The organism is Streptomyces yerevanensis, from assembly GCF_000716805.1.
GTDB lineage: Bacteria > Actinomycetota > Actinomycetes > Streptomycetales > Streptomycetaceae > Streptomyces > Streptomyces flaveus.
In genome coordinates, this window is sequence record NZ_JNWJ01000007.1 from 89,196 (window position 1) to 115,274 (window position 26,079).

Below are 26,079 nucleotides of genomic sequence, written 5' to 3' on the forward strand. Positions count from 1 at the left end.
CCATGAGCACCACTGAGACCGGCAAGCGCTCCGCGGCGCGGGACGACGACTCGGCCGTACGGGACGACAACGAGCTGGGCGCCGCCGGCTCGCAGCTCTCCACCGCCCCCCGCGAGGACGCGCCCAACCTGCCCTCGCTGGGCGTCATCGGCTGGGCCCGCTGGTTCTGGCGGCAGCTCACCTCCATGCGGGTCGCGCTGATCCTGCTCTTCCTGCTGTCGCTCGGCGCGATCCCCGGCTCGCTGATCCCGCAGAGCGGGACCGACGAGATGAAGGTGGAGCAGTTCGCCAAGGATCACCCGACGCTGACGCCGATCTACGAGAATCTCGGGCTGTTCCACGTCTACAGCTCCGTGTGGTTCTCGGCGATCTACATCCTGCTGTTCATCTCGCTCATCGGCTGCATCGTGCCCCGCACCTGGCAGTTCGTCGGCCAGCTGCGCGGCCGGCCGCCGGGCGCGCCCCGCCGCCTGACCCGGCTGCCCGCCTACACGACATGGCGTACCGAGGCCGAGCCCGAGAAGGTCCGCGAGGCCGCGCTCACGCTGCTGAAGAAGCGGCGCTTCCGCGCGCATCTCGCCGGGGACGCCGTCGCCGCCGAGAAGGGCTACCTCCGTGAGGTCGGCAACCTCGCCTTCCACATCGCGCTGATCGTGATGCTGATCGCCTTCGCCTGGGGCCAGCTCTTCAGGTCCGAGGGCAACAAGCTGATCGTCGAGGGCGACGGGTTCGCCAACACCCTCACGCAGTACGACGACTTCAAATCCGGGAACCTCTTCAGTACCGACGACCTGCCGCCGTTCAGCTTCACCCTGAAGGACTTCAAGGGCACGTACGCAAGGACAGGGCCCAACAGGGGCACGCCGCGCATCTACGAGGCCACCCTCACCTACAGCGAGGGTGCCGACGGCAAGGAGCAGAAGGCGAAGATCGGGCCGACCGATCCGCTGAGGCTCGACGGCTCGAATGTCTACCTCGTCAGCCACGGTTACGCTCCTGTCGTCACCGTCCGGGACGCCAAGGGCGACGTCGTCTACCGCCAGGCCGTGCCGCTGCTGCCGCTCGACTCGAACGTCACCTCCTCCGGAGCGATCAAGGTCCTCGACGGCTACACGAACGCCAAGGGCGAGAAGGAACAGCTCGGCTTCAACGCATTCTTCGTGCCGACCTTCGCCGGTGCGGGCCAGGGCCAGATGCTGTCCCAGTTCCCGGCATTGGACTTCCCGGTACTGGCGCTCTCCGCCTACCACGGCGACCTGGGCGTCAATTCGGGCCTCCCGCAGAGCGTGTACCAGCTCGACAGGACCAACATGAAGGAGTTCAAGGACTCCAAGGGCAACCTGCTCAAGCAGCGGCTCCTGCCCGGCGAGACCATGAAACTCCCCGGCGGCAACGGCTCGATCACCTTCGAGAAGGACGTCAAGGAGTGGGCCGGCTTCCAGGTCACCCACGAGCCCGGCAGCGGCTGGGCCCTGACCGCATCCATGGCCGCCATCTTCGGCCTCGCCGCCTCGCTCTTCATCCAGCGCCGCCGCGTCTGGGTGCGCGCCACTCCCGGCCCCGACGGCGTCACGGTCGTCGAAATGGCCGGCCTGGGCCGCAGCGAGTCCGCGAAAGTCCCCGAGGAACTGGGCGACTTGGCGGCCATCCTGTACGACACGGCTCCCGGCGCACCGGACCCAGACCCCGAGCCCGACGCCGACGAAGACCCCGAGCCGGACGGCAAGACCTCCGAAGCCGACCCCACCCCCGACCCCCAAGCCGTACCTGCCGAAGGGGCTGAGAACAAGTGACTCTCGCCGCCGCGACCGAGCTGGCCGCCGCCACCAACGAAAACCTCGCGAACATCAGCAACACGTTGATCTACTCGTCGATGGCCGTGTACACCCTGGCCTTCTTCGCGTACATCGCCGAGTGGACCTTCGGCAGCCGCAGCAAGGTCAGCCGCACGGCAGCCGCGCTCACCGGCGACGCGAAGGGCGCGAAGAAGGACGCCAAGAAGGCCGGGGCGCCCGAGGTCACTGTGAAGAAGGCCGGTGGCACGGCTGTACTGGAGCGGCCCAAGGTCGTCACGCGAGCCGCCGCCGGTGCGCGGGACGTGCCGGACGGACCCGGTGCGCACGGCGGGGACGACCAGGGCGACCTCTACGGGCGTATCGCCGTGTCCCTCACCGTGCTCGCCTTCCTCATCGAGTTCGGCGGAGTGCTCGCACGGGCCCTGTCGGTGCAGCGGGCGCCGTGGGGCAACATGTACGAGTTCAACATCACCTTCTCCACCGTTGCCGTAGGCGTGTACCTCTCCCTCCTCGCGTTGAAGAAGAACGTCCGCTGGCTCGGCCTCCCCCTGGTCACCTCGGTCCTCCTCGACCTCGGTCTCGCCGTCACCGTCTTGTACACCGCCAGCGACCAGTTGGTTCCCGCCCTCGACTCGTACTGGCTCTACATCCACGTCTCCACCGCGATCTTCTGCGGCGCCGTCTTCTACGTGGGCGCGGTCGGCACGATCCTGTACCTCTTCAAGGACTCGTACGAGAACAAGCTGGCGAGCGGCGGCACGCCCGGCCGTTTCGCGACCTCCGTCATGGAGCGGCTGCCAGCCTCGGCCTCCCTCGACAAGTTCGCGTACCGCGTGAACGCCGCCGTCTTCCCGCTGTGGACCTTCACGATCATCGCCGGCGCGATCTGGGCGGGCGACGCGTGGGGCCGCTACTGGGGCTGGGACCCCAAGGAGACCTGGGCGTTCATCACCTGGGTCGCGTACGCCTGCTATCTGCACGCCAGGGCCACGGCCGGCTGGAAGGGCCGCAAGGCCGCGTACATCGCCCTCGCCGCCTTCGCCTGCTGGCTGTTCAACTACTACGGCGTGAACATCTTCGTGAGCGGCAAGCACTCGTACGCCGACGTCGGCTGAGCGCAGCGCACCACCCACGAGGCCGGTTCCCGTGACGTACGTCATGGGAACCGGCCTTCGTCGTACGGACAGGTGGGGCCCCTTGCGGAAGCGGGCGGGGCTCGCGGCCCAGGGCCGCGCCGGGCGTTACTGCTCCTCTTCGCCGGGAAGTTCCAGCCCGAAGGCGTCGCCGATGGCGCGGGCGGCGGACACGATGCGGGCGCTGCCCACCACGGGGGCGATCGCCACGAGCGTTCCCTGGATCTTCTCCAGCGGCACGCCGAGTTCCGCGGCTGTGCCGATGTTGAGGAGGTACGAGGGGGCAGAGGCATCCATGGCCACCAGAGCCGCGATGCGTGCCAGCAGATACGTCTCCTCATCCAGCCCGGACCGCTCGAACGTGTCGAGCGTCATCTGGACGAGCGTCTCGAACACGGGCGCGTTCGCTTCGGCGAGGGCAGCGACGCCGGCCGCCCCTGTCTCCTTCTCAGCCATCTCAGGCTCCTTTCCTGGCGGTTGGTGCGACGTACGTCTTCAGGCGAGTCCCGGCGTGCGCCGGACGGCATCAGCCGGGGCGGATGACTGGCTGATCGCCGGCGGTCGGGCGTTCCGCTGTGCCGGAGGCCGCGGCGAGGATTCCGAGCAGGGCCAGCACGAGGACGACGATGCCGAGGACAAGCGCCACGGCCCCGGGGGTGGGGTAGTTCCACAGCACCAGGGCGAGTACGCCACCGACGATGACGATGCCGGTGGTCCAGCTGCCGTGCGCGTCCAGCCAGCGGCCGGCCGCGCCGGTACGCAGACCGTGGCGCGCCATGGCCCGGCCGGTGGCCCCGGTTCCGCCTGCCGCCCCTGATCTGATCCACCGGGCGCCGCGTCCGGGACCGTACAGATAGGCGGCCAACGCGGTGATCACCGCGATGACCAGGACCGTACGCGTGCTGTTCCTCAGGAAACGGACGAAGGTGTCGTAGATGTCGGCTGCGGCGTCCTGCGGCAGAGCGGTCGTGGGGACGGAGTCCAGATAGACCTGGCGTATCACGGCAAGGCCGACGAGCAGCACGATCATCATGACCCCGACGCCGATGGCCGCGGCCAGCAGGGCGGCGCGATGCGCGGGGGCGCTCCACACGGCGAGCGCCGCCAGGATCAGGACCACGACGGGGAGCCAGATGCCGATCACGTTCAGCAGACGCATGCCGTCCTGAGCCTCGTTCAGCTTGTCGGTGTGCAGCAGGGTGATCGTCTTGTCGATCTCGGGGATCTTCGAGGCCGGAGCGAAACCCGCGTCCACCAGCTTCTGCTTGACGTTGTCGATGACGGTGCCGAGGTTCAGGTCGATGGTGCCGTCGCCGGCCTGGATGGCGCTGCTGCCTTTGCCGGTGAGGACCTTGACCACGGCGGCGTGGGCCCGTCGGTTGGCGTCGTCCCACACTTCGGCGAACTGGTTGCTGGTCACCACCTTGTTCACGATGTCGTGGACGGCCGAGTCGAGCGCGTTCTTCAGCGGGCCGGTCAGCGCCTTGGCGCCCTCGATCACCTGAGGTGGCGCCCCCTCCCGCTGCAACGTCCGGGCGACGGCTGCGGTGAAGGCGGCGACATCGACGTTGTCGACGACGCGCTTGGTGAGCCGGTCGGTCAGGGCGTTCTGGACGGAGGGCTCCGTGGCGATCGGGGCGACGGTCTGGACGTACCGGTCGGTGTCGGAGACCTCGGAGTCCACCCAGGCCGCGACCACGGCCAGCGGCGCCAGGAGGAAGGCCAGCAGCAGTAGCAGGGAGGTGGCCGTATAGCGCAGATGCCGGTGGCGAACGGACGCCGCCTTGCGCAGCCGTTCGTACTCGTCCCGTTTCGGGGCGTTCAAGGAAGGGCCGGCGGCCGGACGGTCAGGGCCTTCGGAAGCCGATGACGAACCACCAGAGGAATCCATGCGTCGCCCTTTGGCTTGCAGCTTTGGCTTGAAGAGCCACGTACGTAGGCGGGAGGGCGGCCTCAGGCTTCTTCGAGGGCCTTACCGAACTCGCGCAGCATCCGGCCGTGATGGCTGTGGGCGAGCTGGTGTCCGACCGCCAGGACCAGCGCCACCGGCCATTCGAGGATCTCCAGGGCGGCCAGTATGCCCACGCCGGCGAGAAAGGCGAGCTGCTCGGGAGGGAGCAGCTCAACACGCGCGCCGAACACGTCGAGAGTCACGGTGTGGTGTGCGACAGCGCGTTCAGCGGCCGCGCCGGCCGACTTCGCGTACGCGCCCGGGGCGCCGGGCTGGGCGGGACGGGCATCCTGTGGGGTGACAGTTGATGCGGTCATGGTTGCCATCCGTTCCATCGCCGACCACGAAGCCGTCGGCGATGCGTTTTGGCACGTTTTGCCGTCTTGTCAACCATACCGAGGGTCTGCGGACGTCGCATGGCCGAGCGGCGGGCCGAGCATGACCATGACGGCGATGTCGCCCTCCTCCCCACCTCTCCCACCATTCACGCCGACCACCGTTCGCCTCCCATGGTCACTCGGCGGGAAGCCTCCGGCCTCTCGGGTGGCATGTGGGGCAGCCGACGGAGCCGACCGACATGCGGATCCCCCGGTCGAGTGGTCCACTGGACAGGGGAGTTGCTATGGGCGTGAGGAGTTGCCGTGAGCAACGAAAGCGACGCATTCGACGACGTGGGCCCCATCGATTACCTGGTGGTCGAGTACCCGGGCAGCCGCCCCACCGGCAAAGCCCTTCCGTTCCTCGTCGACTTGGTCGACCGGGGCCTGATCCGCATCCTCGACCTCATCTTCGTCCGCAAGGACCCCGACGGTTCCGTCGCAGCAGTCGAACTGGCGAATCTCATCCAGGGCGAAAACCCGGACCTCGCGGTGTTCGAAGGAGCCTCCTCGGGCCTGCTCGGTCAGGACGACGTCGAAGAGGCCGGAGCGGTGATCGGCCCCGGCAGTACGGCCGCCATCGTGATGTACGAGAACCTCTGGGCCGCACCCCTCGCCGGTGCCCTGCGGCGCAGTGGCGCTCGCCTGGTGGCCGCCGGAAGGATCCCGGGACCGGACCTCATCGCGGCACTCGACTCACTGGAGGCCTCGGCGGCCTCCACCAGGCCGTGAAAGCGCGCAGAGCACAGGAGGTGGCGACCATGCCAGGTCTCCTCCGTGGAGTTGCCCGAACCGCTGCCGTCGCCGGTACGGCGACGGCGGTGTCGAACCGCGTGTCCCGGCGCCAGGCGGGCCGGTGGGCCCAGCAGGACGCACAACAGGCCGCACCCGTGCAGCCTCCGTCCGCATCGCCGTACGCATCAACGGAAGACAAGATCGCCCTGCTGAAGGAGCTGGGCGATCTGAAAGCACAGGGCGTGCTGACGGAGGCGGAGTTCGAGGACCAGAAGCGTCAGATCCTCAGCGGGTGACCACCAGCTGTGGACGGCCTGCAGACAAGGCGGGCGAGGCGCCGTGGTCAGGCGTTGAACTCGGGTTCCCGTACGGCTGAGACGAAGGATGACCAGGCTGAGCGGTTGATCAACAGGACCGGTCCGTCAGGGGTTTTGCTGTCGCGGACGGGGACGACGGCGGGGAAATCGGGGGCTACTTCGATGCAGTCGCCGGCGTTTGCCCCGTTGTAGCTGCTCTTGATCCAGGTCGCCATTTCCAGGCAGTTGCCGCCGTCGTTGCCGCTGTAGCTGCTCTTGATCCAGGTCGCCGTACTGAGGTCGATCCTGTCCATCGTGCCCGTACCTTTCCATCGTCTCGCCGATCCAAGCGGCAGACTTTGGGGCAGACAGAGCGTCGGCCCTCAGGACATCATAGGTTCGGTTATGGAGCGCGTAGATGTCCGGATCATTGTTGAAATGACCACGGCTCAGCGATTCCGAGTAGACCCAGCGCTCTCCTCCGGGGAGCGTGATCAGCGACATGGATGTCGTGGGGCGTACGACCCCGATGCAGGCGGCCGGGACGACCTGAATGCGGATGTTGGGGCGCTGCCCGACCTTCAGCAAGTGGGCGCATTGGTCGCGCATCACGTCCGGGCTCCCGATCACCTGACGTAGGCAACTCTCGTCCAGGACGGCGACGTACAGCGGCCCGTCGTCGGCGAGGAAGCGCTGCTGTCGGCTCAGGCGCGCCCGGACCCGCTCTTCCACCTCGTCGCCACTCGCGGTCTGGGAAAGCAGCGCCCGCGCGTAGTCCTCTGTCTGCAACAGGCCCGGGATGACCTGCTCCTGATACTCGTGCAGTTCTGCGGCCACCGCATCCATCTCGGCCCTCCGCCGAAACCAATCCGGATGCTCCACCTGCGGATACCAGTCAATCCGCCCCCACAACCGCAACAACACCCCACCCGTATCCAGCACTTCGTCGCACTTCTTGGCGAACGTGTCCTGCGGGACCCTCGTCCCCGCCTCCACCCGCGCCACATGCGAGCGATCGCACGGGATCTCCTTGGCCAGCCCTTCCTGCGTCAGCCCTGCCGCCTCACGGAAGTGCTTGAGCAGCTCCCCGAAAACGGCCCCGGTGGTGGCAGCCGAACCCCCCTCGGCATTACGTCGGCTCACAACATCCCTCCGTGACAGTGGCCCAGTGGCACGCGTCCGGCGTTGAAACGCCACGCTCCGCTGCGCAACGCTGGATTCACCCAGAGTAACGAGTCATGCGCCCCTGGCAGGTGCGAATGACAAAGAACGTACGGAGTGCAAATGGCGGACGAAGCAGGGCAGTTGGAGCCGGGGGCGCTCGTCTACGACCCGGGGACGCGCAAGGTGGGGGAGTACCGCGACAAGGCGGGCCCGTACGCGATGCTGCGCCCGGTCGGCGGCGGCCGTGAGTGGGAGGCCGACCCGGCACTGCTCCGCCCGGCGACGCAGCAGGAACGGATCGACGCCACGCTGAGGGCCGCCAACCACCGTACGAAGCGGAGGGCGTGATGTTGCATCAGCCCGTTCCGCCGGACGACCTCAGCCGCCCACCCGTCCCGGTCCCCGGCTGCGGAACATGCACCGAACTAGCCATACGGCGCGACGACGCCCGCGCCCGCTGCAACCGCAGCGCGGAAACCGACGCCAACGTGCTTTTACGTCACCACCTGCGCCGCGACCACGCCTCCCGCACCGCTTACACGATCGTGCAGGACCCCTCGACAAAGCCGCACTACGAGTCCCACTGCGTCTCGGGAACCGGCACCGCCTGCGGCGCTTCTTCGGGCCCACACCACGACCGCGCCCAGATCGAGGACTGGCAACACACCCACACCCACCAGACCCAACACACCCGCTACCGCCGTACGTTCGCCGACTACGCGGTCATGGAGCCCCTTTGAAGCGCCGTGGCCCCCATGGGCCGGTTCGTCCGAGGCGATAGTTCTGTGTGAACCTCTTACGTCGTCTCTCCGAAAGGGCTGGTCATGACGCTCGGCATGGTTGTCTTCGACTTCTCCTCTCGCGCTTCGACGCGGGAGCAGTAGCCCTACCTGCCCTGACACACGCGCCCGTGCCGCAGCACGGGCCGTTTGCCCTGCTCCTCGTCGAAGTGCTCTTCGTGCCCCTGCACGTTCGATCACGAGGAGTACGTGGTGTCCACCATCCACTGGACCGAGACGAACAGCCTCCGTTCCGCCCATTGGCATTCCGAGAGCGCAACACCGCCTCCCAGCCGGGTCATCGACGCGGACGACCGCATGAAAGCCGACACGGCTCACCGTCTGGCCTGCGAAGGCACCGCCTTGCTGTGGCGGGGCGACTTCCACAACGCACGTCAACTACTGCAGGCGATGAGCCGCCGCATCGACCGGAGACCTCCCCGGCAAGGCGACAGCCCGGCAGAGTCCTTCCACCTGCACCGCAGGGCCCGCAGCCACCGTGCCCGCGTGCTGGGCAGGCTCCTCGTTCTGCTGGACGAGGACCACTGCCTGAACCTGCGCAGAGCCCCCGATGTGCGCCAGGCATGCACCGAGGCATACGGTCCGCCGTCCGAGCCGATGGCCGTATCGCTCACAGAACTGCTGGGCGTGATCGGAGCGCACCAGTGGCGCACGAAGGGCGTGGAGGTACCGGCCCTCGACGCTCGCATTCACCCGCACTACGGCGTGTTCTCCCCGGTCAGGGGCGAATACGTCGATCTCGTCGCCCATGCACCACTCCCCACACCGACGGGCCATCGCGCGGGTCGCCGCACCGCATTCGACCTCGGGACGGGGACGGGAGTGCTCGCAGCCGTCCTGGCCCGCCGGGGGATCGACCACATCGTGGCCACCGACATCAGCCCGCGTGCCCTGACCTGTGCACGCGAGAACGTCCGCCGACTGCACTTCACCGGGCGCATCGATGTCGTGGGCCCTGGCCTGTTTCCCGACGGGCGCGCAGACCTCGTCGTCTGCAACCCGCCCTGGATTCCGGCCCGGCCCACCTCCGCCGTGGAGCAAGGCGTCTACGACCCGGGCAGCAGCATGCTCCGCAGCTTCCTGGACGGACTGACCGCCCATCTCCAACCGGGAGGTGAAGGATGGCTCATCCTGTCGGACCTGGCCGAGCGCCTCGGACTCAGGACGAGCAGCGAACTGCTGGCCGGCATCGAGGCAGCGGGCCTGCACGTGGTGGACAGGATTGACACCAGGCCGCGGCATCCACGAGCGAGGGACACCGCTGATCCCCTCCACGCAGCCCGGACCACGGAAGTCACGTCGCTTTGGCGTCTCGCCGGCAATTGATTCAACAACGCCACCGCGGCTGCACGATTGGGGTGCCAGCCCCACCGAGTTGGTGGTGCTGGGACGACTGCCTGTGCCCTTTCCGCCGCCTAGGTTTGCTGTCCACTGGCCACCTGGAGCGAGGGGGAATCTCGGTGAACGAGTTCAGCAGAAGGAAGGTCCTGCGGGGCGGCTTGGCCGCGACGGCGGCGGGGGCCGTCGTCGCAGGGACAGGTGCGAGTGCCATGGCCGCGTCCGGGTCCGCGTCCACGGCCGCGGAGGCGGCCACGGCACCGTGTCTTCCGCCGCCCGGCCCGTCCAGGGTCGGGCGAGGTGATCCGCGCTATCGGTCCCTGGCCTCCCGTGGCTACAACCGGCGTTTCGAGGGCGACCCCGAGCACGTGTGGGTGGTGGGCACGACCGAGCATGTCGTACGGGCGGTGCAGGAGGCGGTGGACAGCGGCCGACGGGTCACTGTCCGCAGCGGCGGCCATGGCTTCGAGGACTTCGTCGCCGATCCGGCGGTGGAGGTCGTCATCGACACCTCCGCCATGACGGACGTCTCGTACGACCCCGGCCGCCGTGCCTTCGCCGTGGAGGCCGGCGCGCTGCTGGGCGAGGTGTACCGGAAGCTGTATCTGGGGTGGGGGGTGACCGTCCCCGCCGGCTGGTGTCCCACCGTGGGCGCCGGCGGACACGTCCTGGGGGGCGGCTTCGGCCCGCTGTCCCGGCTGCTGGGCCTGGCCGTCGACCACCTGTACGGCGTCGAAGTGGTGGTCGTGGACCGCGACGGCAGGGCGCGCAGCGTGGTGGCCACCCGAGAGCGATCGGATCCGAACCGGGACCTGTGGTGGGCGCACACCGGCGGCGGAGGCGGCAGCTTCGGAATCGTCACGCGCTACTGGTTCAGGTCACCCGGCGCGCGCGGTGACGACCCTTCCGGGCTGCTGCCCTCGCCGCCCGCCGGAGTGCTGAGCTTCTCGGTCGCCTGGGACTGGCAGAAGCTCGACAAGGCGTCCTTCACGCGGCTTGTGCGCAACCACGGTGAGTGGGTCGAACGGCACAGCGCCCCGGACTCGCCGTATCTCGGGCTCTACAGCGAACTCCAGCTCAACCGCCGCCCGTTGGGCACGATCGGCCTGATCGGCCAGGTGGCCGCGGACTCCGGAGCCCAGCGGCTGCTGGACGACCACCTCACCGCGATCAGCCAGGGCGTCACGGCCCAGCCGGTGCGCACGGTGAAGAACCAGGCCTGGCTGGCCGCGGCCCTGGCCGGCTCGCCGGGTGATCCGGGTCCCGTCTACCGGCTGAAGGTCAAGTCGGGGTATCTGCGGCGACGCCTGACGGACCGGCAGATCGAGGTCCTGCACCACCACCTCACCCGGTCCGACTACGACCACCCGGGCGGGAGCCTGAGCCTCTACACCTTCGGCGGCAAGGTCAACACGGTGGCCTCGGACGCGACCGCGACACCGCACCGCGACACGATCATGAAGATGTTCTACGCCAACGGCTGGGAGGACCCCCGTGACGACGCCCGGCACCTGACCTGGCTGCGTGAGCTCTACAGGGACCTGTACGCCGACACCGGCGGCGTCCCCGCTGCCGCCGACGGCGCGTTCATCAACTACCCGGACAACGACCTCGCCGACCCCGCCTGGAACACCGGCGCCCCCTGGCACACGCTCTACTTCAGGGACAACTACCCCCGGCTCCAGCGGATCAAGGCGAAGTGGGACCCCCGCGACATCTTCCACCACGCCCTTTCGATACGTCCGGCATGACCTGGCGATGAAGCGGAGAATCCCTGGACAGTGATCAGCCGACGCTGATCGAGTCGAGCTTCTCCCGCAGGTACGCGTGCGAGTCCACGGGCTCGTACGCCACCCGCCCCACTGGCGCCGGCACCGACTCCACGACCGTCCCCGGCGTGCACTCGCCGAAGTAGACGAGGGACATCAGCTCCTCGGCGGGTGCGTCCGCGGGTGGCGGGAGCACTCGGTGTCGGCCCGAGCGCCAGCGGTCGCCGGTCCAACGGGCCATCAGGTCGCCGATGTTGATGGTGAACGCCTCGGGGTCGTACGGCGCGTCCTCCCAGCCGCCGTCGTCCGTGAAGACCTGCAAGCCGCCCTTGCCGGCCTGCCGGTCGAGGATCGTGACCGTGCCGAAGTCGGTGTGCGGGCCGATACGGAACTGGTCCGGCTCGGGCTCGCCCATCACATCCCTGCCCGGGTACCAGTTGATGTTGAAGCCGTAGGTGGGGTGGCTCATGTGCCGGGTGAAGAAGTCCGGTCCGAGGCCGAGGGCTTCGCCGAGGAGGGCGAGGAGATGGTTCTCCAACTCGGCCATCCGGGCCAGGTACTCCTCGCAGAGCGGCCTCAGCCCGGGAGCCTCCTTGGGCCAGACGTTCGGCGCGTACCACTCCGCGTTCACGACCGGGTCCTCGAAGGGCTCGTGCGTCGCGAACGTCAGTGACTCCTTGAGGTCGGGCGGGGTCTCGGTCCCCTCCGAGTAGCCGTTGGCCTCCGCGCCCGGCCCGAGCCAGCCACGCCCGCCGACCTGGGCGGCGTACGGCTGCTTGACCTCAGCGGGCAGCCGGAAGAAGGCGCGGGCGGAGTCCCGGATGGCCGTTCGCAGCGCCGGGTCCACGCCGTGCCCCGTCACGAGCAGGAACCCGGCGCTCTGCAGGGCCTCGTCGACCGTACGGGCGATCTCCTTTCGGGCCTCGGGGTCGCCGGAGAGCCAGGGGCGGAGGTCGATCGTGGGGATACGGGCGTCACTCACCGATGTCCTCATTCCACAGGGCCGGGTTGTGCTTGATGAAGTCGCGCATCAGGTCGGTGCACTCGGGGTCTTCCAACAGGACGATCTCCACGCCGTGTTCGGCCAGCCAGTCGTGGCCACCGTGGAAGGTGGCCGCCTCGCCGATCACCACCCGCGAGATGCCGAACTGCCGCACCAGGCCGGAGCAGTACCAGCACGGCGAGAGGGTCGTCACCATCGTCGTACCGCGGTACGTCCGCTGCCGCCCGGAAGCGCGAAAGGCGGCGGTCTCCGCATGCATGGACGGGTCGTCGTCCTGGACGCGGCGGTTGTGGCCGCGCCCGAGGAGGGTGCCGTCGGCGCCGTAGAGCGCGGCCCCGATGGGGATACCGCCCTCGGCGAGCCCCGCCCGCGCCTCCTCGACGGCGGTGGCGAGCCACGCGCGTGCCTGTGCCTGATCCATGCGCTTCATGACTCCACTCTCCTACGGGTCTCCTACGGGGAGATCTCCTGCGGGAAAAATCAGTTGCCGAGGGGTACTTGGCGTGACGTAGCTTGATCGGCATGTGCGCAGCCGCAGCTATCACCAGGATCCGCCGCTTCTAGCGGCGGCACTCTCACACGCAGCGCGTAACGATCGCGCGTAGCGAGAGCATCCGCCGCTCCGGAGACCTTCCGCCGGGCGGTCCCTGCCGTGCTGCCCGGCTTCCCTTCGAAGCCGCGGAGATCCCTTGCGCACCCAGCACCCTCGTCCTGGCCGCCACGAACTCGGCCAGAACTTCCTCATCGACCAGAGCGTCATCGACACCGTCGTCGGCCTTGTGACCCGTACCGACGGCCCGATCATCGAGATCGGCGCGGGCGACGGCGCGCTCACCCTCCCTCTGCAACGCCTCGCCCGGCCTCTGACCGGCATCGAGCTCGACGACCGTCGCGCGGCCCGGCTCGATCGCCGTACTCACCCGTCGACCGCGATCGTCCAGGCGGACTTCCTGCGCTATACGGTCCCCGCCACGCCCCATGTCCTGGTGGGCAACCTGCCCTTCCACCAGACGACCGCGATGCTCCGACGCATCCTGCACGCCCCCGGCTGGACCGAGGCCGTCCTGCTCGTGCAGTGGGAGGTCGCGCGGCGGCGGGCCGGTGTGGGCGGGGCGACGATGATGACGGCGCAGTGGTGGCCGTGGTTCGAGTTCCGGCTCGTACGACGCGTGCCGGCTGCGGCGTTCCGGCCGCGTCCCGGTGTCGACGGCGGGCTGATGACGGTGTCCCGCCGGGAACGCCCTCTCGTCGACCGCCACGACCAGCGTCGCTACCAGGACTTCGTACAGCGGGTCTTCACCGGCAAGGGACGCGGCCTGCCACAGATGCTCGCCACCGCCGCACCCGAGCTGCCACGCCAACGCATCCGCCACTGGACGCGACAGCATCGGATCGCACCGACCGCCCTGCCGAAGAGCCTCACGGCAGAGCAGTGGGCGGAGCTGTTCCGGCTCCGGCAGGAGCGTTAGCTCTCGCCGCCCTCGTCCCGCTCGCGCTTCTCGCCCTTCGGGGAGTCCTCGGGGGAGTCCTTCGGCGCGTCCTTGGAGGAGCCGGAGGGGCCGGAAGAGTCCGAAGAGTCGGAAGAATCAGAGGAATTGGAGGGGCCGGGGGAGTCCTTCGGGAACTTCTCGTCCTTCTCGTCCTTCAAGGACTTCAGGAACTCGGGGTTGTCGTCCGGCGCCACCCAGCCGTCGCGGCGGCGCCCGCCGGCCCCGCCGGGGCGGCGCGGTGTTGTGCGCTCCTTGCCTACGAGGAGCCAGGAGATGGAGCCCACCAGAGGGAAGAGCAGGACGAGCATGGCCCAGAGCGGCTTCGGGATGTACCGGATCTGCTTCTCATCGGTGCTGATGCAGTCGATGAACGCGTAGATGCTGAGCCCCAGCGGTACCAGTACCATCAGCACCCTGAGCATGATACTCCCCTTGCACGTCGCGATCGGGGGCCTGGGACCAGGCCCCGTTACGGGGCCAGGGTAGCCCGTAGCCGATACTGGGACGCATGGCTTACGACGATCTTCGCTCCCTGCTCAGGGCACTGGAACGCGAGGGCGACCTCAAGCGTGTCAAGGCCGAGGTCGACCCGTATCTGGAAGTGGGGGAGATCGTCGACCGGGTACAGAAGTCGGGCGGCCCGGCGCTGCTCTTCGAGAACGTACGCGGCTCCGCGATGCCGCTCGCGATGAACGTCTTCGGTACCGACCGGCGCCTGCTCAAGGCGCTCGACCTGAAGTCGTACGGCGAGATCAGCGAGAAGATCGGCGGGCTGCTCAAGCCCGAGCTGCCGCACGGGTTCGTCGGCGTGCGCGAGGCCTTCGGGAAGCTCGGCGCCATGACGCACGTACCGCCGAAGAAGGTGAAGTCCGACAACGCCCCCGTGCAGGAGGTCGTGCTCCGGGGCGACGACGTCGATCTGGAGCAGCTCCCGGCCCTCTTCACCTGGCCGAAGGACGGCGGGTCCTTCTTCAACCTCGGGCTCACCCACACCAAGGACCCGGAGAGCGGCATCCGCAACCTCGGGCTCTATCGCCTCCAGCGCCACGACAAGCGCACCATCGGCATGCACTGGCAGATCCACAAGGACAGCCGGAACCACTATCAAGTGGCCGCGCGGCGAGGCGAGAAGCTCCCCATCGCGATCGCGTTCGGGTGCCCGCCCGCCGTCACCTACGCCTCCACCGCCCCCCTCCCCGGCGACATCGACGAGTACCTCTTCGCCGGGTTCATCCAGGGCAAGCGGATCGAGATGGTCGACTGCAAGACGGTGCCGCTCCAGGTGCCGGCTCAGGCAGAGGTCGTACTGGAGGGCTGGCTGGAGCCGGGCGAGATGCTCCCGGAGGGGCCCTTCGGCGACCACACCGGCTTCTACACGCCGCAGGAACCGTTCCCGGCGCTGACGATCGACTGCGTGACGATGCGGAAGCGGCCGCTGCTCCAGTCGATCGTGGTCGGCCGGCCGCCGACGGAGGACGGGCCGCTGGGGCGGGCGACGGAGCGCTTCTTCCTGCCGCTCCTCAAGATCATCGTTCCCGACATCGTGGACTACCACCTCCCCGAGGCGGGCGGTTTCCACAACTGCGCGATCATCGCGATCGACAAGAAGTACCCGAAGCACGCCCAGAAGGTGATGCACGCGATCTGGGGCGCGCACATGATGTCCCTGACCAAGCTGATCGTGATCGTCGACTCGGACTGCGACGTCCACGATCTGCACGAGGTCGCCTGGCGCGCCCTCGGCAACACGGACTACGCCCGCGATCTCTCGGTCGTCGAAGGACCGGTCGACCATCTCGATCACGCCTCCTACCAGCAGTTCTGGGGCGGCAAGGCGGGCATCGACGCGACGAAGAAGTGGCCCGAGGAGGGTTACACGCGCGACGGCGGCTGGCCGGACATGGTGCTGTCCGACCCGGAGACGGCGGCGCTGGTCGACCGCCGCTGGAAGGAGTACGGACTCAAGTGAGCAGCGTGATCAGCGGAAGGGAGTACGGCCTGTGAGCAGCGCATCAGCCGCGATCCCTCAACCCGGCCGTACGAGGGCCTTCCTGCGCCTCGTCATGATCGAGCACTCCGTCTTCGCACTGCCCTTCGCCTACATCGCCGCGCTGACCGCGATGTTCCAGCTGGACCGGAACATCCACTGGGGCCGGCTGCTCCTCGTCACCATCGCGATGGTCGGGCTGCGTACGTTCGCCATGGCCGCGAACCGGATCATCGACCGCGAGATCGACGCCCGCAACCCCCGTACCGCGCAAAGGGAGTTGGTCACCGGCGCGATGACGGTGCGGCACGCGTGGACGGGCGCGCTGGTCGCCCTGGTCTTCTTCCTCGGCGCCGCGGCCCTGCTCAACCCCCTCTGTCTGGCACTGGCCCCCATCGCCGTGATCCCGATGGTGGTCTACCCCTACGGCAAGCGGTTCACGAACTTCCCGCAGGCCATCCTCGGTCTCGCCCAGGCGATGGGCCCGATCGGCGGCTGGCTGGCGATCACCGGCGAGTGGTCCTGGGACGCGGTGATCCTCGGCCTCGCGGTGGGCATCTGGATCGGCGGCTTCGACCTGATCTACGCCTGCCAGGACGTCGAGACGGACCGCGAGACCGGCGTCATGTCGGTCCCCGCCCGCTTCGGCATCCCGGCCGCCATCTGGAGTGCCCGCGGCTGCCACACGGTCACCACGGCACTCTTCGTCTGGTACGCCCTGGCCACCGACGCGGGCGCCTTCTTCTGGCTGGGCCTGCTGATCGTCGCCGCCGCGTTCCTCTACGAGCACTCGATCGTGAAGCCGCACGACCTGTCCCGGGTGAACAGGGCGTTCTTTTCGACGAATGGTTTTATCGGGATCAGTCTCTTCGTCTGTGCGCTGATCGATCTGCTCGTACGCGGGCTTACCGTATAGCGCGTTCCGGTGAGCCGGAGGCGGAGCGGCGGCGGAACAGGAACGCCGCTGCCACGCCGGAGACCAGGCCGACGAGGTGCCCCTGCCAGCTCACCGTGGTGTTGGTGGGGGCTATGCCCACGAGGACCGAGCTGCCCCAGACCGCCGCGATCAGTATCCCGGCCATGATGCCGAGTGGCCTGCGCTCCACGAAGCCGCTGATCACCAGGAAGCCGAAGAGCCCGAAGATCAGGCCGGACGCCCCTGCCGTGTTGGTGTGCGCCGGAGATATCAGCCAGACGCCGAGGCCGTCGGCCACGATGATCAGCGCGCACACGGCGGCGAAACGGCGCAGCCCGCCGAGGGCCGCGACAAAACCGAGGACGAGCAGCGGAACGGTGTTCGCCGCCAGGTGGGCGAAGCCGAAGTGCAGGAACGAGGCCGGCACGATGTCGACCAGCTCCGACGGCTCGCGCGGAGTGATCCCGAGGCCGTCCAGCGAGTGACCCGTGATCACGTCGACCACTTCGAGCAGCCACAGCAGGGCCACCCAGCCCACCATCAACTTGGCGGCCGTCTTCGCCCGCTCGCCCTGCGACCAACCCCGGTCACTCCGGGACCAACTGAGTTCTTTACCAGCCATCGCCGTCCCCCATCGTCCGCCCGTACCGCTGCCCGCACCCGTCGAAAGCATCTGTCGCGTCCAAGTGCACCGTTAGGGGCGCGGGGCCGTGACATCATGCGGCTCCGCCGCGCGGGCGCGACCAGCCCCCACCGGCCCGCAGCCTCACCACTGCACTTCCAGCGGAGCGCTTGGCGCACCTGTCGCCCGGCCCGGCTCTGTCAGATTAACGGCCGTGCCCCCGACTCCGTTCCCAGTCCATTCCCACTTCCGGCCGCCGGATAGGCTCGGCATCATGAAGCCAGGACAGACGCAGCGCACGCCTTGGATCGTGGGGGTCTCCGGTGCGTCCGGTACGCCGTATGCCGCTGCCGTGCTGCGTGCGCTTCTGGACGCGGGGGAGAGCGTCGACCTGATCGTCAGCAGGGCTTCGCGGCTGACGTTGCTGGACGAGACGGGGATCAGCTTCCGGGACGCCCACTGGGACGAGGACCTGCACGAATGGCTGGCCCGTGGCGCGGACGGCAAGCCCGGCACCTTCGACATCCAGGCCCAGGACGTACGGCACTGGAGCCCCGGTGACCTGGCAGCGGGGCCGTCTTCAGGCTCGTACCCCTCGAAGGGCATGCTCATCGTGCCCGCGTCCACGGCCTGTGTCGCCGGGGTCGCGCTCGGCCTCTCGAAGGACCTGCTGCAACGCGCCGCGAGCGTCACGCTCAAAGAGGGCCGCAAGCTGGTCGTCGCCGTCCGCGAGACCCCGCTGAACGGGCAGACCCTGCGGCACATGGTGACCCTGGACGACGCGGGCGCGACCGTACTGCCGGCGTCCCCGGCGTTCTACGCGGGCGCCACCCACATCCAGGACCTCGTCGACTTCGTCGCCGGGCGGGTGCTGGACGCGGCGGGCGTCGAGCACACGCTCTACCGCCGCTGGGAGGGCGAACTCGGCGGCGGCTCACGCACCATCTGAGCAACTCGCAGTACCCACGCAGCACTTCATCACTTTCAGGACTTCAGGAATTCTTCAGCGGAAGGCTATCGATCGCATGGACGCGGTGGACAGGCAGCTCATCCAGGCCCTCAGGGAGAACGGCCGGGCCTCCTATGCGGAGCTGGGACGCCTTGTCGGACTGTCGGGACCCAGCGTCACCGACCGCATCAACCGCCTGGAGGCGGCCGGCGTCATCACCGGCTACCGCGCGACGGTCGACGCCACCTCGCTCGGCCTCGGCGTCACCGCCCTGATCGGCATCTCGCTCTCCGACGCCGCCGACCACGAGGACGTCGCGCACCGGCTGCGGGACCTGAACGAGATCGAGGACTGCTGGTTCATCGCGGGCGACGACTCGTTCATGCTCAAGGTCCGGGCGCCGGACGTGGACGGCCTGGAGAAGACGATTCGGCGGCTGTCGGGGACGAAGGGCGTCTCTCGTACGCGTACGACGATCGTGCTCTCCACGAAGTGGGAGAACCGCGTGGGCGAGCTGCCCGAAGAGGCGTAGTAGTGCAGGCGTACGGTTGACCGAGTCGTCGTAGGAAGAGGTAGAGGCATGGACGTCGGGCTCAAGCGCGAGCTGGAGGAGAAGGTCCGGGCCGGTGAGCGGCTGACCCGTGAGGACGGCATCGCGCTGTACGAGTCGGACGACCTGGCCTGGCTGGGCGGTCTCGCGCACGAGGTGCGGACCCGTAAGAACGGTGACGTCGTCCACTTCAACGTCAACCGGCACCTCAACATGACGAACGTGTGCACGGCGTCGTGTGCGTACTGCTCGTTCCAGCGGAAGCCGGGCGAGAAGGACGCGTACACGATGCGTATCGAGGAGGCCGTACGCCTCGCCAAGGCGATGGAGGGCGAGAACCTCACCGAGCTGCACATCGTCAACGGCCTGCACCCGAATCTGCCATGGCGCTACTACCCGCGGTCGCTGAGCGAGCTGAAGAAGGCGCTCCCGGACGTCTCTCTGAAGGCCTTCACGGCGACGGAGATCCACCACTTCGAGACGATCTCGGGCCTGTCGGCGTCCGACATCCTCGACGAGCTGATCGAGGCCGGTCTGGAGTCCTTGACCGGCGGCGGCGCGGAGATCTTCGACTGGGAGGTACGCCAGCACATCGTCGACCACCGCACGCACTGGGAGGACTGGTCGCGCATCCACCGCCTGGCGCACGCGAAGGGCCTCAAGACTCCCTGCACGATGCTGTACGGCCACATCGAGGAGCCGAAGCACAGGGTCGATCACGTGCTCAGGCTTCGTGAACTGCAGGACGAGACGGGCGGCTTCCAGGTCTTCATCCCGCTGCGCTACCAGCACGACTTCGTCGACGTGAAGGACGGCAAGGTACGCAACCGCCTCCAGGCGCGCACCCAGATGGCAACGGGCGCGGAAGCCCTGAAGACCTTCGCGGTCTCCCGTCTGCTCTTCGACAACGTTCCGCACGTCAAGGTCTTCTGGGTCATGCACGGCGTCCAGACCGCCCAGCTGGCCCTTCAGCACGGTGCCGACGACATGGACGGCTCGGTGGTGGAGTACAAGATCACCCACGACGCCGACAACTACGGCACACCGAACAAGCTGACCCGCGAGGACCTGCTGGACCTGATCCGGGACGCGGGCTTCCGCCCGGTGGAACGGAACACGCGGTACGAGATCATCCGCGAGTACGAGGGACCGGACGCGTCGCGTCGGGAGTCGCCTCAGCCGATGCGGGTCTGAGGGTTTCCTTGCCCACCCACCCGCCCTTCTGGGTTGCCACGTCTGGTGGTCCAGAGGGTGCGGGTTGTTCGTGGCTGGTCACGCAGTTCCCCGCGCCCCTGAGGGGCGCGTCTGCCCAGCTCAGCTACTCAGCCCAGCCAGGCACAAGTCAGCCCGTCCGGCGTTTGAGGACGAGGCCGTTCAGGCCGATCGGGGTCTGGGGCGGAGCCCCAGCGGGGGTCCAGGGGGCGGAGCCCCATGGTTACGGGAAGGGGCGGGGTGGGGAAGAAAAAACCCACGTGAGCCCCGGCCCAGCACGGGTACTCGAAGCACATGGCCAGCACCAAGGCCCCCGAGGACGCGTACACGGCGGAGCCGTTCGTGCCGCAGCGCGGCGGCCTGGCCGCCCTGCGGAAAGCCGCCGCCGAGTGCCGCGGCTGCCCCCTGCACCGCGACGCCACGCAGACCGTGTTCGGCACCGGCGACACCGACGCCCGCGTACTGATCGTCGGCGAGCAGCCGGGAGACCAGGAGGACCGGCAGGGCAAACCGTTCGTCGGCCCCGCGGGCCGTCTGCTCGACCGGGCCCTGGCCGAGGCGGGCATCGACCCCGGCCAGACGTACGTCACGAACGCCGTCAAGCACTTCAAGTTCACGAGCTCCGGCCCCGGCAAGCGCCGTATCCACAAGTCACCCAGCCTGCGCGAGATGACGGCCTGCGGCCCCTGGCTGGCCGCCGAACTGGCCGCGGTGGACCCGGAGTTGATCGTCGTACTCGGCGCCACAGCGGGCAAGGCCCTGCTCGGCTCCTCGTTCCGCGTCACCCAGCAGCGCGGAACGCTCCTGGAGGAGGAGATCCACGGCCGCCGGACCCGCCTGGTCGCCACCATCCACCCCTCCGCCGCCCTGCGTGCCGACGACCGCGAGGCGGTGTACCAGGGGCTGGTCTCCGACCTGAAGGTGGCGGCAAGGGCACTGGGCTGAGTGCAGGCCGGCGAGAGCGGGCCCGGGCCAGTGAAGCAGGTCAAGCGGAGAGGCCGCCGGTCCTCCGAATGCTCTTGAGCCACGTATGCAGTAATGAATAATCTAGCCCCATGCCCCTTACGTTCACCCTCGACCCCTCCATGGACCCCGCCCTGCGCGACGGCCTCCTCCACCTCTGGGCCGACGTCACCAACACGGGCGGCGCCGTCGGCTTCGTACCGCCCGTGACCACCGACGCGATCCGCCCGGAACTCATCAAGCACCTCGCCGTGATGAACGAGGGACGTATGCGGCTGCTGGTCGGCCGGGACGAGGAGGGCGCCGTCGCCGCGACCGCCTTCTTCGCCTTCAACACGCACCGGCTGATGACGCACTGGGTGTGGCTCTACACGGTGATGGTGCACCCGAAGCACCAGGGCAAGGGCTACGGGCGCGACCTGCTCGAAGCCGCCGCGGAGGTGGCCGGCGGCTTCGAGGGCATCGAGGCGATACGGCTCACCTGCCGCGGCGGACTCGGACTCGAGCGGTTCTACGCCTCCTGCGGCTACAAGGAGGTCGGCCGCGTACCCGGCGCGATCCGCGTCGCACCCGGCGACGACCGTGACGACATCACGATGCTGCTGCCGCTCACCCGCCTCGACTGAGGCCGCAGGAAGCCATACAGGAATACGGGAAGCCATAGGGCGAGGCCATGGGCCCCTTGCAAGATCACCGGCAGGACGTGCTTGACTGGAGGGTGCCCTTTGGGAATGTTCGAACGGGAAGAGTGGATTGAGATGCTCCGCTACACACTGATGCGCCTCGGAATCTTCGCGGGCTGCCTCGTGGTCGTCTGGGGCCTCGTCTACTCCGGCATCGCCCCGCGCGGCCTCGGCGACTCCAACGGCATGTGGATCGTCCTGCTCGCCCTCGTGCTCTCGGCCCCGATCAGCTTCGTGGTCCTGCGCAAGGAACGCGACCGCGCCTCCGCGAAGATCGTCGAGCGGGTGGACCGGACCAAGGCCAACCTGGAGCGCAACCGTTCCCAGGAGGACACCGCGGACGACGCGGCGCGCGGTGGCGCACAGGGTCAGCCTTCGTGACCCGGCCTTCGTGACCGACGGCGACACCTTGGGCGCCCTCGGGTGGGGGAGAACCGTAGGCTAAGCCATATGGGTGCTGTGAAGAACAAGCGGATGCCGCGTGCCGTGCGTGAACAGCAGATGCTGGACGCCGCCGTGCGGACCTTCGGACAGCGGGGGTACCGGGCCGCGTCGATGGACGAGATCGCCGATCTGGCGGGCGTGTCCAAGCCGCTGGTGTACCTGTACCTGAACTCCAAGGAAGACCTCTTCACGGCCTGCATCCGCCGCGAGGCCGCCGCCCTGACGGCCGCCGTACGTGCGGGAGTTCACTCCGGCCTGCCCGCCGACCGCCAACTCTGGGAAGGGCTGCGGGCGTTCTTCACCCACACCGCGCAGAACCCTGACGGCTGGGCGGTGCTGCACCTCCAGGCACGTACACACGGCGAGCCGTTCGCCGCCGAGGTCACCGCGATGCGGGAGGAACTCGTCGCGTTCGTCACCCAGTTGATAGCGGTGGCCGCCCGCGAGGCCCACCGGGACCCGTCGTCGGCCGAGCGCGCCGAACGTACCGAGCACGAGGTCGCCGGCCTCGCCGAGGCCCTGGTCGGAGCGGCCGAGTCCCTCGCGGCCTGGGCCAACACCACACCCGGCGTCTCGGCCAAGCAGGCGGCGGCGACGCTGATGAACTTCGCCTGGGCGGGCCTCGGGAACCTGATGGACGGGCGGGCCTGGGCACCCCCGAAGTCGTAACGCCTCACGCCAAGTACACCTCACGCAAGAGGCCGTACCTCGCCCGTGAGGTGGACGCGCTCCCCTTCCCCGCGCAGCTCGAAGGCGCCCCCCTTCGCCGCGTACGTCACCACCCCCGGCAGCAGCACGGGCGCCCTGAACTCGGCCTTGACGTACACGGCTTCGGGAACGCCGTGCTCCGCGAGACAGCGCGCCACGCTCCACATGCCGTGCGCGATGGGCCTCCGGAAGCCGAAGAGCCGGGCCGTGAGCGGATACAGGTGGATCGGATTCCGGTCCCCGGAAGCCGCCCCGTAACGCTGCCCGAGATCCCCACCGAGCCGCCACTCGGCGATGGTGGGAAGGGCTTTACGGACCTCGCCCGGCGGTGAGGGCGGCCCGGCGTACGCCTTGGTCGGCGAAGTCTGCGGAGTCCGAGAGGTCTGCGAGGTCCGATGCGAAGTCTGCGAGGTCCGATGCCGCGCGAGATACGTACTCCGCGACTCCCATACGAGGCTGCCGCCGCCCCGAACCTCGGTGACGAGGGTCGCCTCGGTCCCGCGCCGATGGGGCGCCAACCCCTCGACGTAGACGTGGAGTTCGTACTCCCCGGTGGCCGGCAACGCTTCCCGCTGGATGATCTCGACGGTCGTGTGCACGAGCCCGAGCAACGGCAACGGAAACGTCCGCGCACTCATCAGCCGCATGGCCAGCGGAAACCCCAGCACATGCGGATACGTCATGGGCAGCGCGTCGGCGCCCACGCCGTACCCGCAGACGCGCTCGTACGCGGCGAGCTTGGCGAGGTCGATGCGAACGCCGGGGAGTACGAGGCGAGTTGGGGGCGCCACCGCACCGCCGCGCCGGGGCCGCTTGAAGGGGGAGAGGAGGGCGCCGCGGGCGAGGAGGGGGGCGAGGGCGGGGGAGGCGGCGAGGGTCTGGGTGTGCATGCGGGTCACGCTCCCGATCGGCACCATCATGAATCTTACTCCGGAGTAAGATTACTCAGAGGTCAGAAAGAGGTCGAGACGTACCCCGGTGCCTGTGAATGTTGTGGAGGGTGGCGTCGTCGCTGGTGAAGACGGTTCGCTGACGGCACCCGCGTACGTCGTAATGCGTACGTTGAAGGCTCAACCCCCAATGAGCACCAGCAATGAACACCAGCCTGATCAGCCCCGTAGCACCCATGGGGACCCATGGGACTCGTGGGGGACCGCCCCTTGTGATGCGTGATGAGTGAGCCGACCAGGAACACCCTCCCCCACAGGCATGACGACGAGGAGCCGCCCCATGTCCGCCAGGAAGTTCTCCACTCCCGCCCCCGCGCTCGTCGAGCCGGACATCAAGCGGCTGGACGGTGTCGTACGGGAGGCGGCGGTGCCACCGCTGGTCGCGCCGGTCAGGCACGGATCCCTTGCGGACATCCCGTTCGACAACGCGAGCGCGGCCCCCGCCGATGTCGTCCTGAGCCGCAAGGGGCCGGACGGCGACTGGGCAGACGTGACGGCGAACGCGTTCGCGGACGAAGTGCTGGCGCTGGCCAAGGGGTTGATCGCCGAAGGGCTGATGCCGGGCGACCGGATCGCCATCATGGCGCGTACGACGTACGAGTGGACGCTGCTGGACTTCGCGGCCTGGGCCGCCGGCCTGGTGACCGTGCCGATCTACCCGACCTCATCCCTCTTCCAGACCCGCTGGATCCTCCAGGACTCCGGGGCCGTCGCGCTCGCCGTCGAGGACGCCGCACAGGCCGCCGCGCTGGGCCCGGAGCGGGAGCGGATCCCGGATCTGAGGCATGTGTGGGTCTTCGAGAAGGGGCACGTGGAGCGGCTCGCCGAGTCGGGCCGGAACACGCCGGACTCGGAAGTCGCCGTACGCCGTGGAATGTTGGGGCCGGGAACCCTCGCCACGGTCATCTACACCTCGGGTACGACCGGCCGCCCCAAGGGCTGCGCACTGTCCCACGGCAACTTCTTCGCCGAGGTCGACAACGCCATCGAACACCTCTACCCGGCTTTCAGGTCCCGCACCGACGAACCGGCAGCCACCCTCCTCTTCCTCCCCCTCTCCCACGTCTTCGGCCGCATGATCGCGGTCGGCTGTCTGCGCGCCCGCGTCCGGCTGGGACATGCACCGGGCATCGGTTCCGAGGAACTGCTCACCGACCTGGCCTCGTTCAAGCCGACGTTCCTCGTGGCCATCCCGTACGTCCTGGAGAAGGTCTTCAACACGGGCCGCGCGACCGCCGAACGCATGGGCCGCGCCTCGTCCTTCGACCGCGCGGCCCGCGTCGCCCGCTCATACGGCATGGCGGTCGAGGCCCAGCAGCACGGCACCGGCCCCGGCCCGAGCCGCTCCCTGCGCGCGGCCCGCTCCCTCTACGACCCCCTCGTCTACCGCCGCATCCGGGGCGCCCTGGGCGGGCGCGTCCGTTATGCCATCTGCGGCGGCTCCCCGCTCGGCCGCGACCTCGCGGCGTTCTTCGCCGGCGCGGGCATAGAGATCTTCGAGGGCTACGGCCTCACGGAATCGACAGCGGCGGCAACGATCACCCCACCCCTCAAACCCCGCCTGGGCACGGTGGGCTGGCCCATGCCCGGCACCCGGGTCCGTATCGCCGCGGACGGAGAGATCCTGCTGAACGGCGGCCATGTCTTCCGCGGCTACTGGGACCCGCACGCGGGCGGAGTCGTCCCCGCCGCCCCCGACGGCTGGTTCGCGACGGGCGACATCGGCGCCCTGGACGACGAGGGCTACCTCACGATCACCGGCCGCAAGAAGGAAATCCTGATCACGGCCGGCGGCAAGAGCGTGGCCCCGGCCCCCTTGGAGGACTGGCTCCGCTCCCACCCTCTGATCGCCCAGTGCATGGTCCTCGGCGACGGCCGCCCGTACATCAGCGCCCTGATCACCCTCGACCAGGACGGCATCACCCACTGGCGCCAGATGAACAAAAAACCCGCGGTGCCCGCCGAACTCCTAGTCGAAGACGAGGAGTTGAACACCATCCTCCAACGAGCGATCCACGAGGCCAACAAGCTGGTCTCCCGCCCGGAGTCGATACGCCGCTTCACCATCCTGCCGGGGAGGTTCAGCGAGGAGGCGGGGCACCTGACTCCGACGATGAAGCTCCGGCGGGACGCGATCGCAAGGGACTTCGCGGCGGAGATCGAGGGGTTGTACGAGCGGTAGGGCGGCGAGGCACCGCTGCGCGCCTGGGCCTTCGGCCCCGCAAGGGGCGCGGGGAGGCGCA

Annotated in this window: 29 protein-coding genes; 19 read left to right on the plus strand and 10 right to left on the minus strand. The window is 68.8% G+C overall.

Translation table 11 applies throughout. The annotated features are described in order from the left end of the window. Positions 1-2: 2 nt before the first annotated feature. Both resB and ccsB read left to right on the plus strand, forming a co-directional pair. Entirely contained in the window at positions 3-1,793 is a 1,791-nt protein-coding gene (gene resB, locus OP79_RS08885) for a cytochrome c biogenesis protein ResB (protein WP_033319491.1), read from the plus strand. Next, positions 1,790-2,911: a c-type cytochrome biogenesis protein CcsB gene (ccsB, locus tag OP79_RS08890; RefSeq protein WP_033319492.1), complete on the plus strand. Its 1,122-nt coding sequence runs from the start codon at positions 1,790-1,792 to the stop codon at positions 2,909-2,911. Before resB ends, ccsB begins: the two co-directional genes overlap by 4 nt. 126 nt (positions 2,912-3,037) lie before the next feature. Here ccsB and OP79_RS08895 read toward each other — a convergent pair whose 3' ends face one another. The 3 genes from OP79_RS08895 to OP79_RS53750 all read right to left on the minus strand — a co-directional run bounded on the left by OP79_RS08895 (position 3,038) and on the right by OP79_RS53750 (position 5,197). Continuing rightward, positions 3,038-3,385 carry a carboxymuconolactone decarboxylase family protein gene (locus OP79_RS08895; RefSeq protein ID WP_033319493.1) on the minus strand — a complete coding sequence of 116 codons (348 nt, stop codon included), beginning with the start codon at positions 3,383-3,385 and terminating at the stop codon, positions 3,038-3,040. Between the two features lie 70 nt (positions 3,386-3,455). Then, positions 3,456-4,754, minus strand: a complete 1,299-nt coding sequence (locus OP79_RS08900) for a hypothetical protein (protein WP_342669508.1) — start codon at positions 4,752-4,754, stop codon at positions 3,456-3,458. A gap of 128 nt (positions 4,755-4,882) precedes the next feature. Continuing rightward, positions 4,883-5,197: a hypothetical protein gene (locus tag OP79_RS53750; RefSeq protein WP_106972333.1), complete on the minus strand. Its 315-nt coding sequence runs from the start codon at positions 5,195-5,197 to the stop codon at positions 4,883-4,885. 324 nt (positions 5,198-5,521) lie between these two features. On the opposite strand from OP79_RS53750, the gene OP79_RS08910 reads away from it, so the two are divergent. Both OP79_RS08910 and OP79_RS08915 read left to right on the plus strand, forming a co-directional pair. Then, complete coding sequence (locus tag OP79_RS08910; RefSeq protein ID WP_245685253.1) at positions 5,522-5,989, plus strand: DUF6325 family protein; 468 nt, start codon at positions 5,522-5,524, stop codon at positions 5,987-5,989. Positions 5,990-6,018: 29 nt separating this feature from the next. Then, a complete protein-coding gene (locus tag OP79_RS08915) occupies positions 6,019-6,288 on the plus strand; it encodes an SHOCT domain-containing protein (protein WP_033319495.1) in 270 nt (89 codons plus the stop codon). 47 nt (positions 6,289-6,335) lie between these two features. Here OP79_RS08915 and OP79_RS58465 read toward each other — a convergent pair whose 3' ends face one another. Together OP79_RS58465 and OP79_RS08920 are read right to left on the minus strand one after the other, a co-directional pair. Next, the gene (locus OP79_RS58465; protein WP_425428557.1) at positions 6,336-6,473 is read right to left on the minus strand and encodes a DUF397 domain-containing protein; all 138 of its coding nucleotides are present in this window, start codon (positions 6,471-6,473) and stop codon (positions 6,336-6,338) included. Next, positions 6,415-7,431, minus strand: a complete 1,017-nt coding sequence (locus tag OP79_RS08920) for a helix-turn-helix domain-containing protein (RefSeq protein ID WP_033319496.1) — start codon at positions 7,429-7,431, stop codon at positions 6,415-6,417. Before OP79_RS08920 ends, OP79_RS58465 begins: the two co-directional genes overlap by 59 nt. 141 nt (positions 7,432-7,572) lie before the next feature. Between OP79_RS08920 and OP79_RS58230 the strand changes: the two genes are divergently transcribed. The 4 genes from OP79_RS58230 to OP79_RS08935 all read left to right on the plus strand — a co-directional run bounded on the left by OP79_RS58230 (position 7,573) and on the right by OP79_RS08935 (position 11,341). Further along, positions 7,573-7,800, plus strand: a complete 228-nt coding sequence (locus OP79_RS58230) for a hypothetical protein (RefSeq protein ID WP_342669509.1) — start codon at positions 7,573-7,575, stop codon at positions 7,798-7,800. After that, positions 7,800-8,192, plus strand: coding sequence for a DUF7848 domain-containing protein (locus tag OP79_RS58235; protein ID WP_063741894.1), 393 nt, complete (start codon positions 7,800-7,802; stop codon positions 8,190-8,192). Before OP79_RS58230 ends, OP79_RS58235 begins: the two co-directional genes overlap by 1 nt. Positions 8,193-8,444: 252 nt before the next feature. Further along, complete coding sequence (locus tag OP79_RS08930; protein ID WP_033319497.1) at positions 8,445-9,578, plus strand: methyltransferase; 1,134 nt, start codon at positions 8,445-8,447, stop codon at positions 9,576-9,578. A gap of 134 nt (positions 9,579-9,712) precedes the next feature. Next, positions 9,713-11,341 carry an FAD-binding oxidoreductase gene (locus OP79_RS08935; protein WP_033319498.1) on the plus strand — a complete coding sequence of 543 codons (1,629 nt, stop codon included), beginning with the start codon at positions 9,713-9,715 and terminating at the stop codon, positions 11,339-11,341. A gap of 34 nt (positions 11,342-11,375) precedes the next feature. On the opposite strand, the gene OP79_RS08940 is transcribed toward OP79_RS08935, so the two are convergent. Further along, on the minus strand, positions 11,376-12,353 hold the full coding sequence (locus OP79_RS08940) for an isopenicillin N synthase family dioxygenase (protein WP_033319499.1): 978 nt from the start codon (positions 12,351-12,353) through the stop codon (positions 11,376-11,378). Next, positions 12,334-12,792 (minus strand): nucleoside deaminase, encoded by a 459-nt coding sequence (locus OP79_RS08945; RefSeq protein WP_033319500.1) that lies wholly within the window; start codon positions 12,790-12,792, stop codon positions 12,334-12,336. The genes OP79_RS08940 and OP79_RS08945 overlap by 20 nt, the downstream gene beginning before the upstream one ends. 259 nt (positions 12,793-13,051) lie before the next feature. Between OP79_RS08945 and erm the strand changes: the two genes are divergently transcribed. Continuing rightward, on the plus strand, positions 13,052-13,831 hold the full coding sequence (gene erm, locus OP79_RS08950; protein WP_033319501.1) for a 23S ribosomal RNA methyltransferase Erm: 780 nt from the start codon (positions 13,052-13,054) through the stop codon (positions 13,829-13,831). On the opposite strand, the gene OP79_RS51455 is transcribed toward erm, so the two are convergent. Beyond that, positions 13,828-14,274, minus strand: a complete 447-nt coding sequence (locus OP79_RS51455; protein WP_078491688.1) for a PLD nuclease N-terminal domain-containing protein — start codon at positions 14,272-14,274, stop codon at positions 13,828-13,830. The two genes, erm and OP79_RS51455, sit on opposite strands and share 4 nt — an antisense overlap. Before the next feature lie 86 nt (positions 14,275-14,360). Between OP79_RS51455 and OP79_RS08960 the strand changes: the two genes are divergently transcribed. Both OP79_RS08960 and mqnP read left to right on the plus strand, forming a co-directional pair. Then, on the plus strand, positions 14,361-15,821 hold the full coding sequence (locus OP79_RS08960; RefSeq protein WP_033319502.1) for a menaquinone biosynthesis decarboxylase: 1,461 nt from the start codon (positions 14,361-14,363) through the stop codon (positions 15,819-15,821). A 31-nt stretch (positions 15,822-15,852) separates the two neighbouring features. After that, complete coding sequence (gene mqnP / locus OP79_RS08965; RefSeq protein WP_033319503.1) at positions 15,853-16,755, plus strand: menaquinone biosynthesis prenyltransferase MqnP; 903 nt, start codon at positions 15,853-15,855, stop codon at positions 16,753-16,755. Here mqnP and OP79_RS08970 read toward each other — a convergent pair. Then, the gene (locus OP79_RS08970) at positions 16,745-17,377 is read right to left on the minus strand and encodes a rhomboid family intramembrane serine protease (protein ID WP_033319504.1); all 633 of its coding nucleotides are present in this window, start codon (positions 17,375-17,377) and stop codon (positions 16,745-16,747) included. The genes mqnP and OP79_RS08970 overlap by 11 nt on opposite strands. 274 nt (positions 17,378-17,651) lie before the next feature. On the opposite strand from OP79_RS08970, the gene OP79_RS08975 reads away from it, so the two are divergent. From OP79_RS08975 to OP79_RS09005, 7 genes are all read left to right on the plus strand, one after another. Further along, positions 17,652-18,326 carry a UbiX family flavin prenyltransferase gene (locus OP79_RS08975; RefSeq protein WP_033319505.1) on the plus strand — a complete coding sequence of 225 codons (675 nt, stop codon included), beginning with the start codon at positions 17,652-17,654 and terminating at the stop codon, positions 18,324-18,326. A gap of 76 nt (positions 18,327-18,402) precedes the next feature. Next, positions 18,403-18,858 carry an Lrp/AsnC family transcriptional regulator gene (locus OP79_RS08980; RefSeq protein WP_033319506.1) on the plus strand — a complete coding sequence of 152 codons (456 nt, stop codon included), beginning with the start codon at positions 18,403-18,405 and terminating at the stop codon, positions 18,856-18,858. Positions 18,859-18,906: 48 nt separating this feature from the next. Continuing rightward, positions 18,907-20,070 (plus strand): aminofutalosine synthase MqnE, encoded by a 1,164-nt coding sequence (mqnE, locus tag OP79_RS08985; RefSeq protein WP_033319507.1) that lies wholly within the window; start codon positions 18,907-18,909, stop codon positions 20,068-20,070. Between the two features lie 312 nt (positions 20,071-20,382). After that, positions 20,383-21,033: a UdgX family uracil-DNA binding protein gene (locus OP79_RS08990; protein ID WP_033319508.1), complete on the plus strand. Its 651-nt coding sequence runs from the start codon at positions 20,383-20,385 to the stop codon at positions 21,031-21,033. 110 nt (positions 21,034-21,143) lie between these two features. Continuing rightward, positions 21,144-21,677 carry a GNAT family N-acetyltransferase gene (locus OP79_RS08995; protein ID WP_033319509.1) on the plus strand — a complete coding sequence of 178 codons (534 nt, stop codon included), beginning with the start codon at positions 21,144-21,146 and terminating at the stop codon, positions 21,675-21,677. Positions 21,678-21,809: 132 nt separating this feature from the next. Next, positions 21,810-22,115, plus strand: coding sequence for a DUF4229 domain-containing protein (locus OP79_RS09000; protein WP_033319671.1), 306 nt, complete (start codon positions 21,810-21,812; stop codon positions 22,113-22,115). 69 nt (positions 22,116-22,184) lie between these two features. Beyond that, positions 22,185-22,847 carry a TetR/AcrR family transcriptional regulator gene (locus tag OP79_RS09005; protein WP_033319510.1) on the plus strand — a complete coding sequence of 221 codons (663 nt, stop codon included), beginning with the start codon at positions 22,185-22,187 and terminating at the stop codon, positions 22,845-22,847. Positions 22,848-22,867: 20 nt separating this feature from the next. Here OP79_RS09005 and OP79_RS09010 read toward each other — a convergent pair whose 3' ends face one another. Beyond that, positions 22,868-23,776: a MaoC/PaaZ C-terminal domain-containing protein gene (locus OP79_RS09010; protein ID WP_033319672.1), complete on the minus strand. Its 909-nt coding sequence runs from the start codon at positions 23,774-23,776 to the stop codon at positions 22,868-22,870. Positions 23,777-24,116: 340 nt separating this feature from the next. Here OP79_RS09010 and OP79_RS09015 point away from each other — a divergent pair, with 340 nt between their 5' ends. After that, positions 24,117-26,018 (plus strand): AMP-dependent synthetase/ligase, encoded by a 1,902-nt coding sequence (locus tag OP79_RS09015; protein ID WP_033319511.1) that lies wholly within the window; start codon positions 24,117-24,119, stop codon positions 26,016-26,018. The last annotated feature ends 61 nt before the right edge of the window (positions 26,019-26,079 follow it).

Excerpts from the sequence above, each read along its gene's own strand:
- OP79_RS09015 (WP_033319511.1), top strand. The coding sequence starts at position 24,117 with ATGTCCGCCAGGAAGTTCTCCACTCCCGCCCCCGCGCTCGTCGAGCCG.
- OP79_RS09005 (WP_033319510.1), top strand. The coding sequence starts at position 22,185 with ATGGGTGCTGTGAAGAACAAGCGGATGCCGCGTGCCGTGCGTGAACAG.
- OP79_RS08975 (WP_033319505.1), top strand. The coding sequence starts at position 17,652 with ATGAAGCCAGGACAGACGCAGCGCACGCCTTGGATCGTGGGGGTCTCC.
- OP79_RS08960 (WP_033319502.1), top strand. The coding sequence starts at position 14,361 with ATGGCTTACGACGATCTTCGCTCCCTGCTCAGGGCACTGGAACGCGAG.
- OP79_RS09000 (WP_033319671.1), top strand. The coding sequence starts at position 21,810 with ATGCTCCGCTACACACTGATGCGCCTCGGAATCTTCGCGGGCTGCCTC.
- OP79_RS08990 (WP_033319508.1), top strand. The coding sequence starts at position 20,383 with ATGGCCAGCACCAAGGCCCCCGAGGACGCGTACACGGCGGAGCCGTTC.
- OP79_RS08940 (WP_033319499.1), bottom strand. The coding sequence starts at position 12,353 with ATGAGGACATCGGTGAGTGACGCCCGTATCCCCACGATCGACCTCCGC.
- OP79_RS58235 (WP_063741894.1), top strand. The coding sequence starts at position 7,800 with ATGTTGCATCAGCCCGTTCCGCCGGACGACCTCAGCCGCCCACCCGTC.
- OP79_RS58230 (WP_342669509.1), top strand. The coding sequence starts at position 7,573 with ATGGCGGACGAAGCAGGGCAGTTGGAGCCGGGGGCGCTCGTCTACGAC.
- OP79_RS08980 (WP_033319506.1), top strand. The coding sequence starts at position 18,403 with ATGGACGCGGTGGACAGGCAGCTCATCCAGGCCCTCAGGGAGAACGGC.
- OP79_RS09010 (WP_033319672.1), bottom strand. The coding sequence starts at position 23,776 with ATGCACACCCAGACCCTCGCCGCCTCCCCCGCCCTCGCCCCCCTCCTC.
- OP79_RS08895 (WP_033319493.1), bottom strand. The coding sequence starts at position 3,385 with ATGGCTGAGAAGGAGACAGGGGCGGCCGGCGTCGCTGCCCTCGCCGAA.
- OP79_RS08995 (WP_033319509.1), top strand. The coding sequence starts at position 21,144 with ATGCCCCTTACGTTCACCCTCGACCCCTCCATGGACCCCGCCCTGCGC.
- OP79_RS51455 (WP_078491688.1), bottom strand. The coding sequence starts at position 14,274 with ATGCTCAGGGTGCTGATGGTACTGGTACCGCTGGGGCTCAGCATCTAC.
- resB (WP_033319491.1), top strand. The coding sequence starts at position 3 with ATGAGCACCACTGAGACCGGCAAGCGCTCCGCGGCGCGGGACGACGAC.
- OP79_RS08970 (WP_033319504.1), bottom strand. The coding sequence starts at position 17,377 with ATGGCTGGTAAAGAACTCAGTTGGTCCCGGAGTGACCGGGGTTGGTCG.
- OP79_RS08945 (WP_033319500.1), bottom strand. The coding sequence starts at position 12,792 with ATGAAGCGCATGGATCAGGCACAGGCACGCGCGTGGCTCGCCACCGCC.
- mqnE (WP_033319507.1), top strand. The coding sequence starts at position 18,907 with ATGGACGTCGGGCTCAAGCGCGAGCTGGAGGAGAAGGTCCGGGCCGGT.
- OP79_RS08915 (WP_033319495.1), top strand. The coding sequence starts at position 6,019 with ATGCCAGGTCTCCTCCGTGGAGTTGCCCGAACCGCTGCCGTCGCCGGT.
- OP79_RS53750 (WP_106972333.1), bottom strand. The coding sequence starts at position 5,197 with ATGACCGCATCAACTGTCACCCCACAGGATGCCCGTCCCGCCCAGCCC.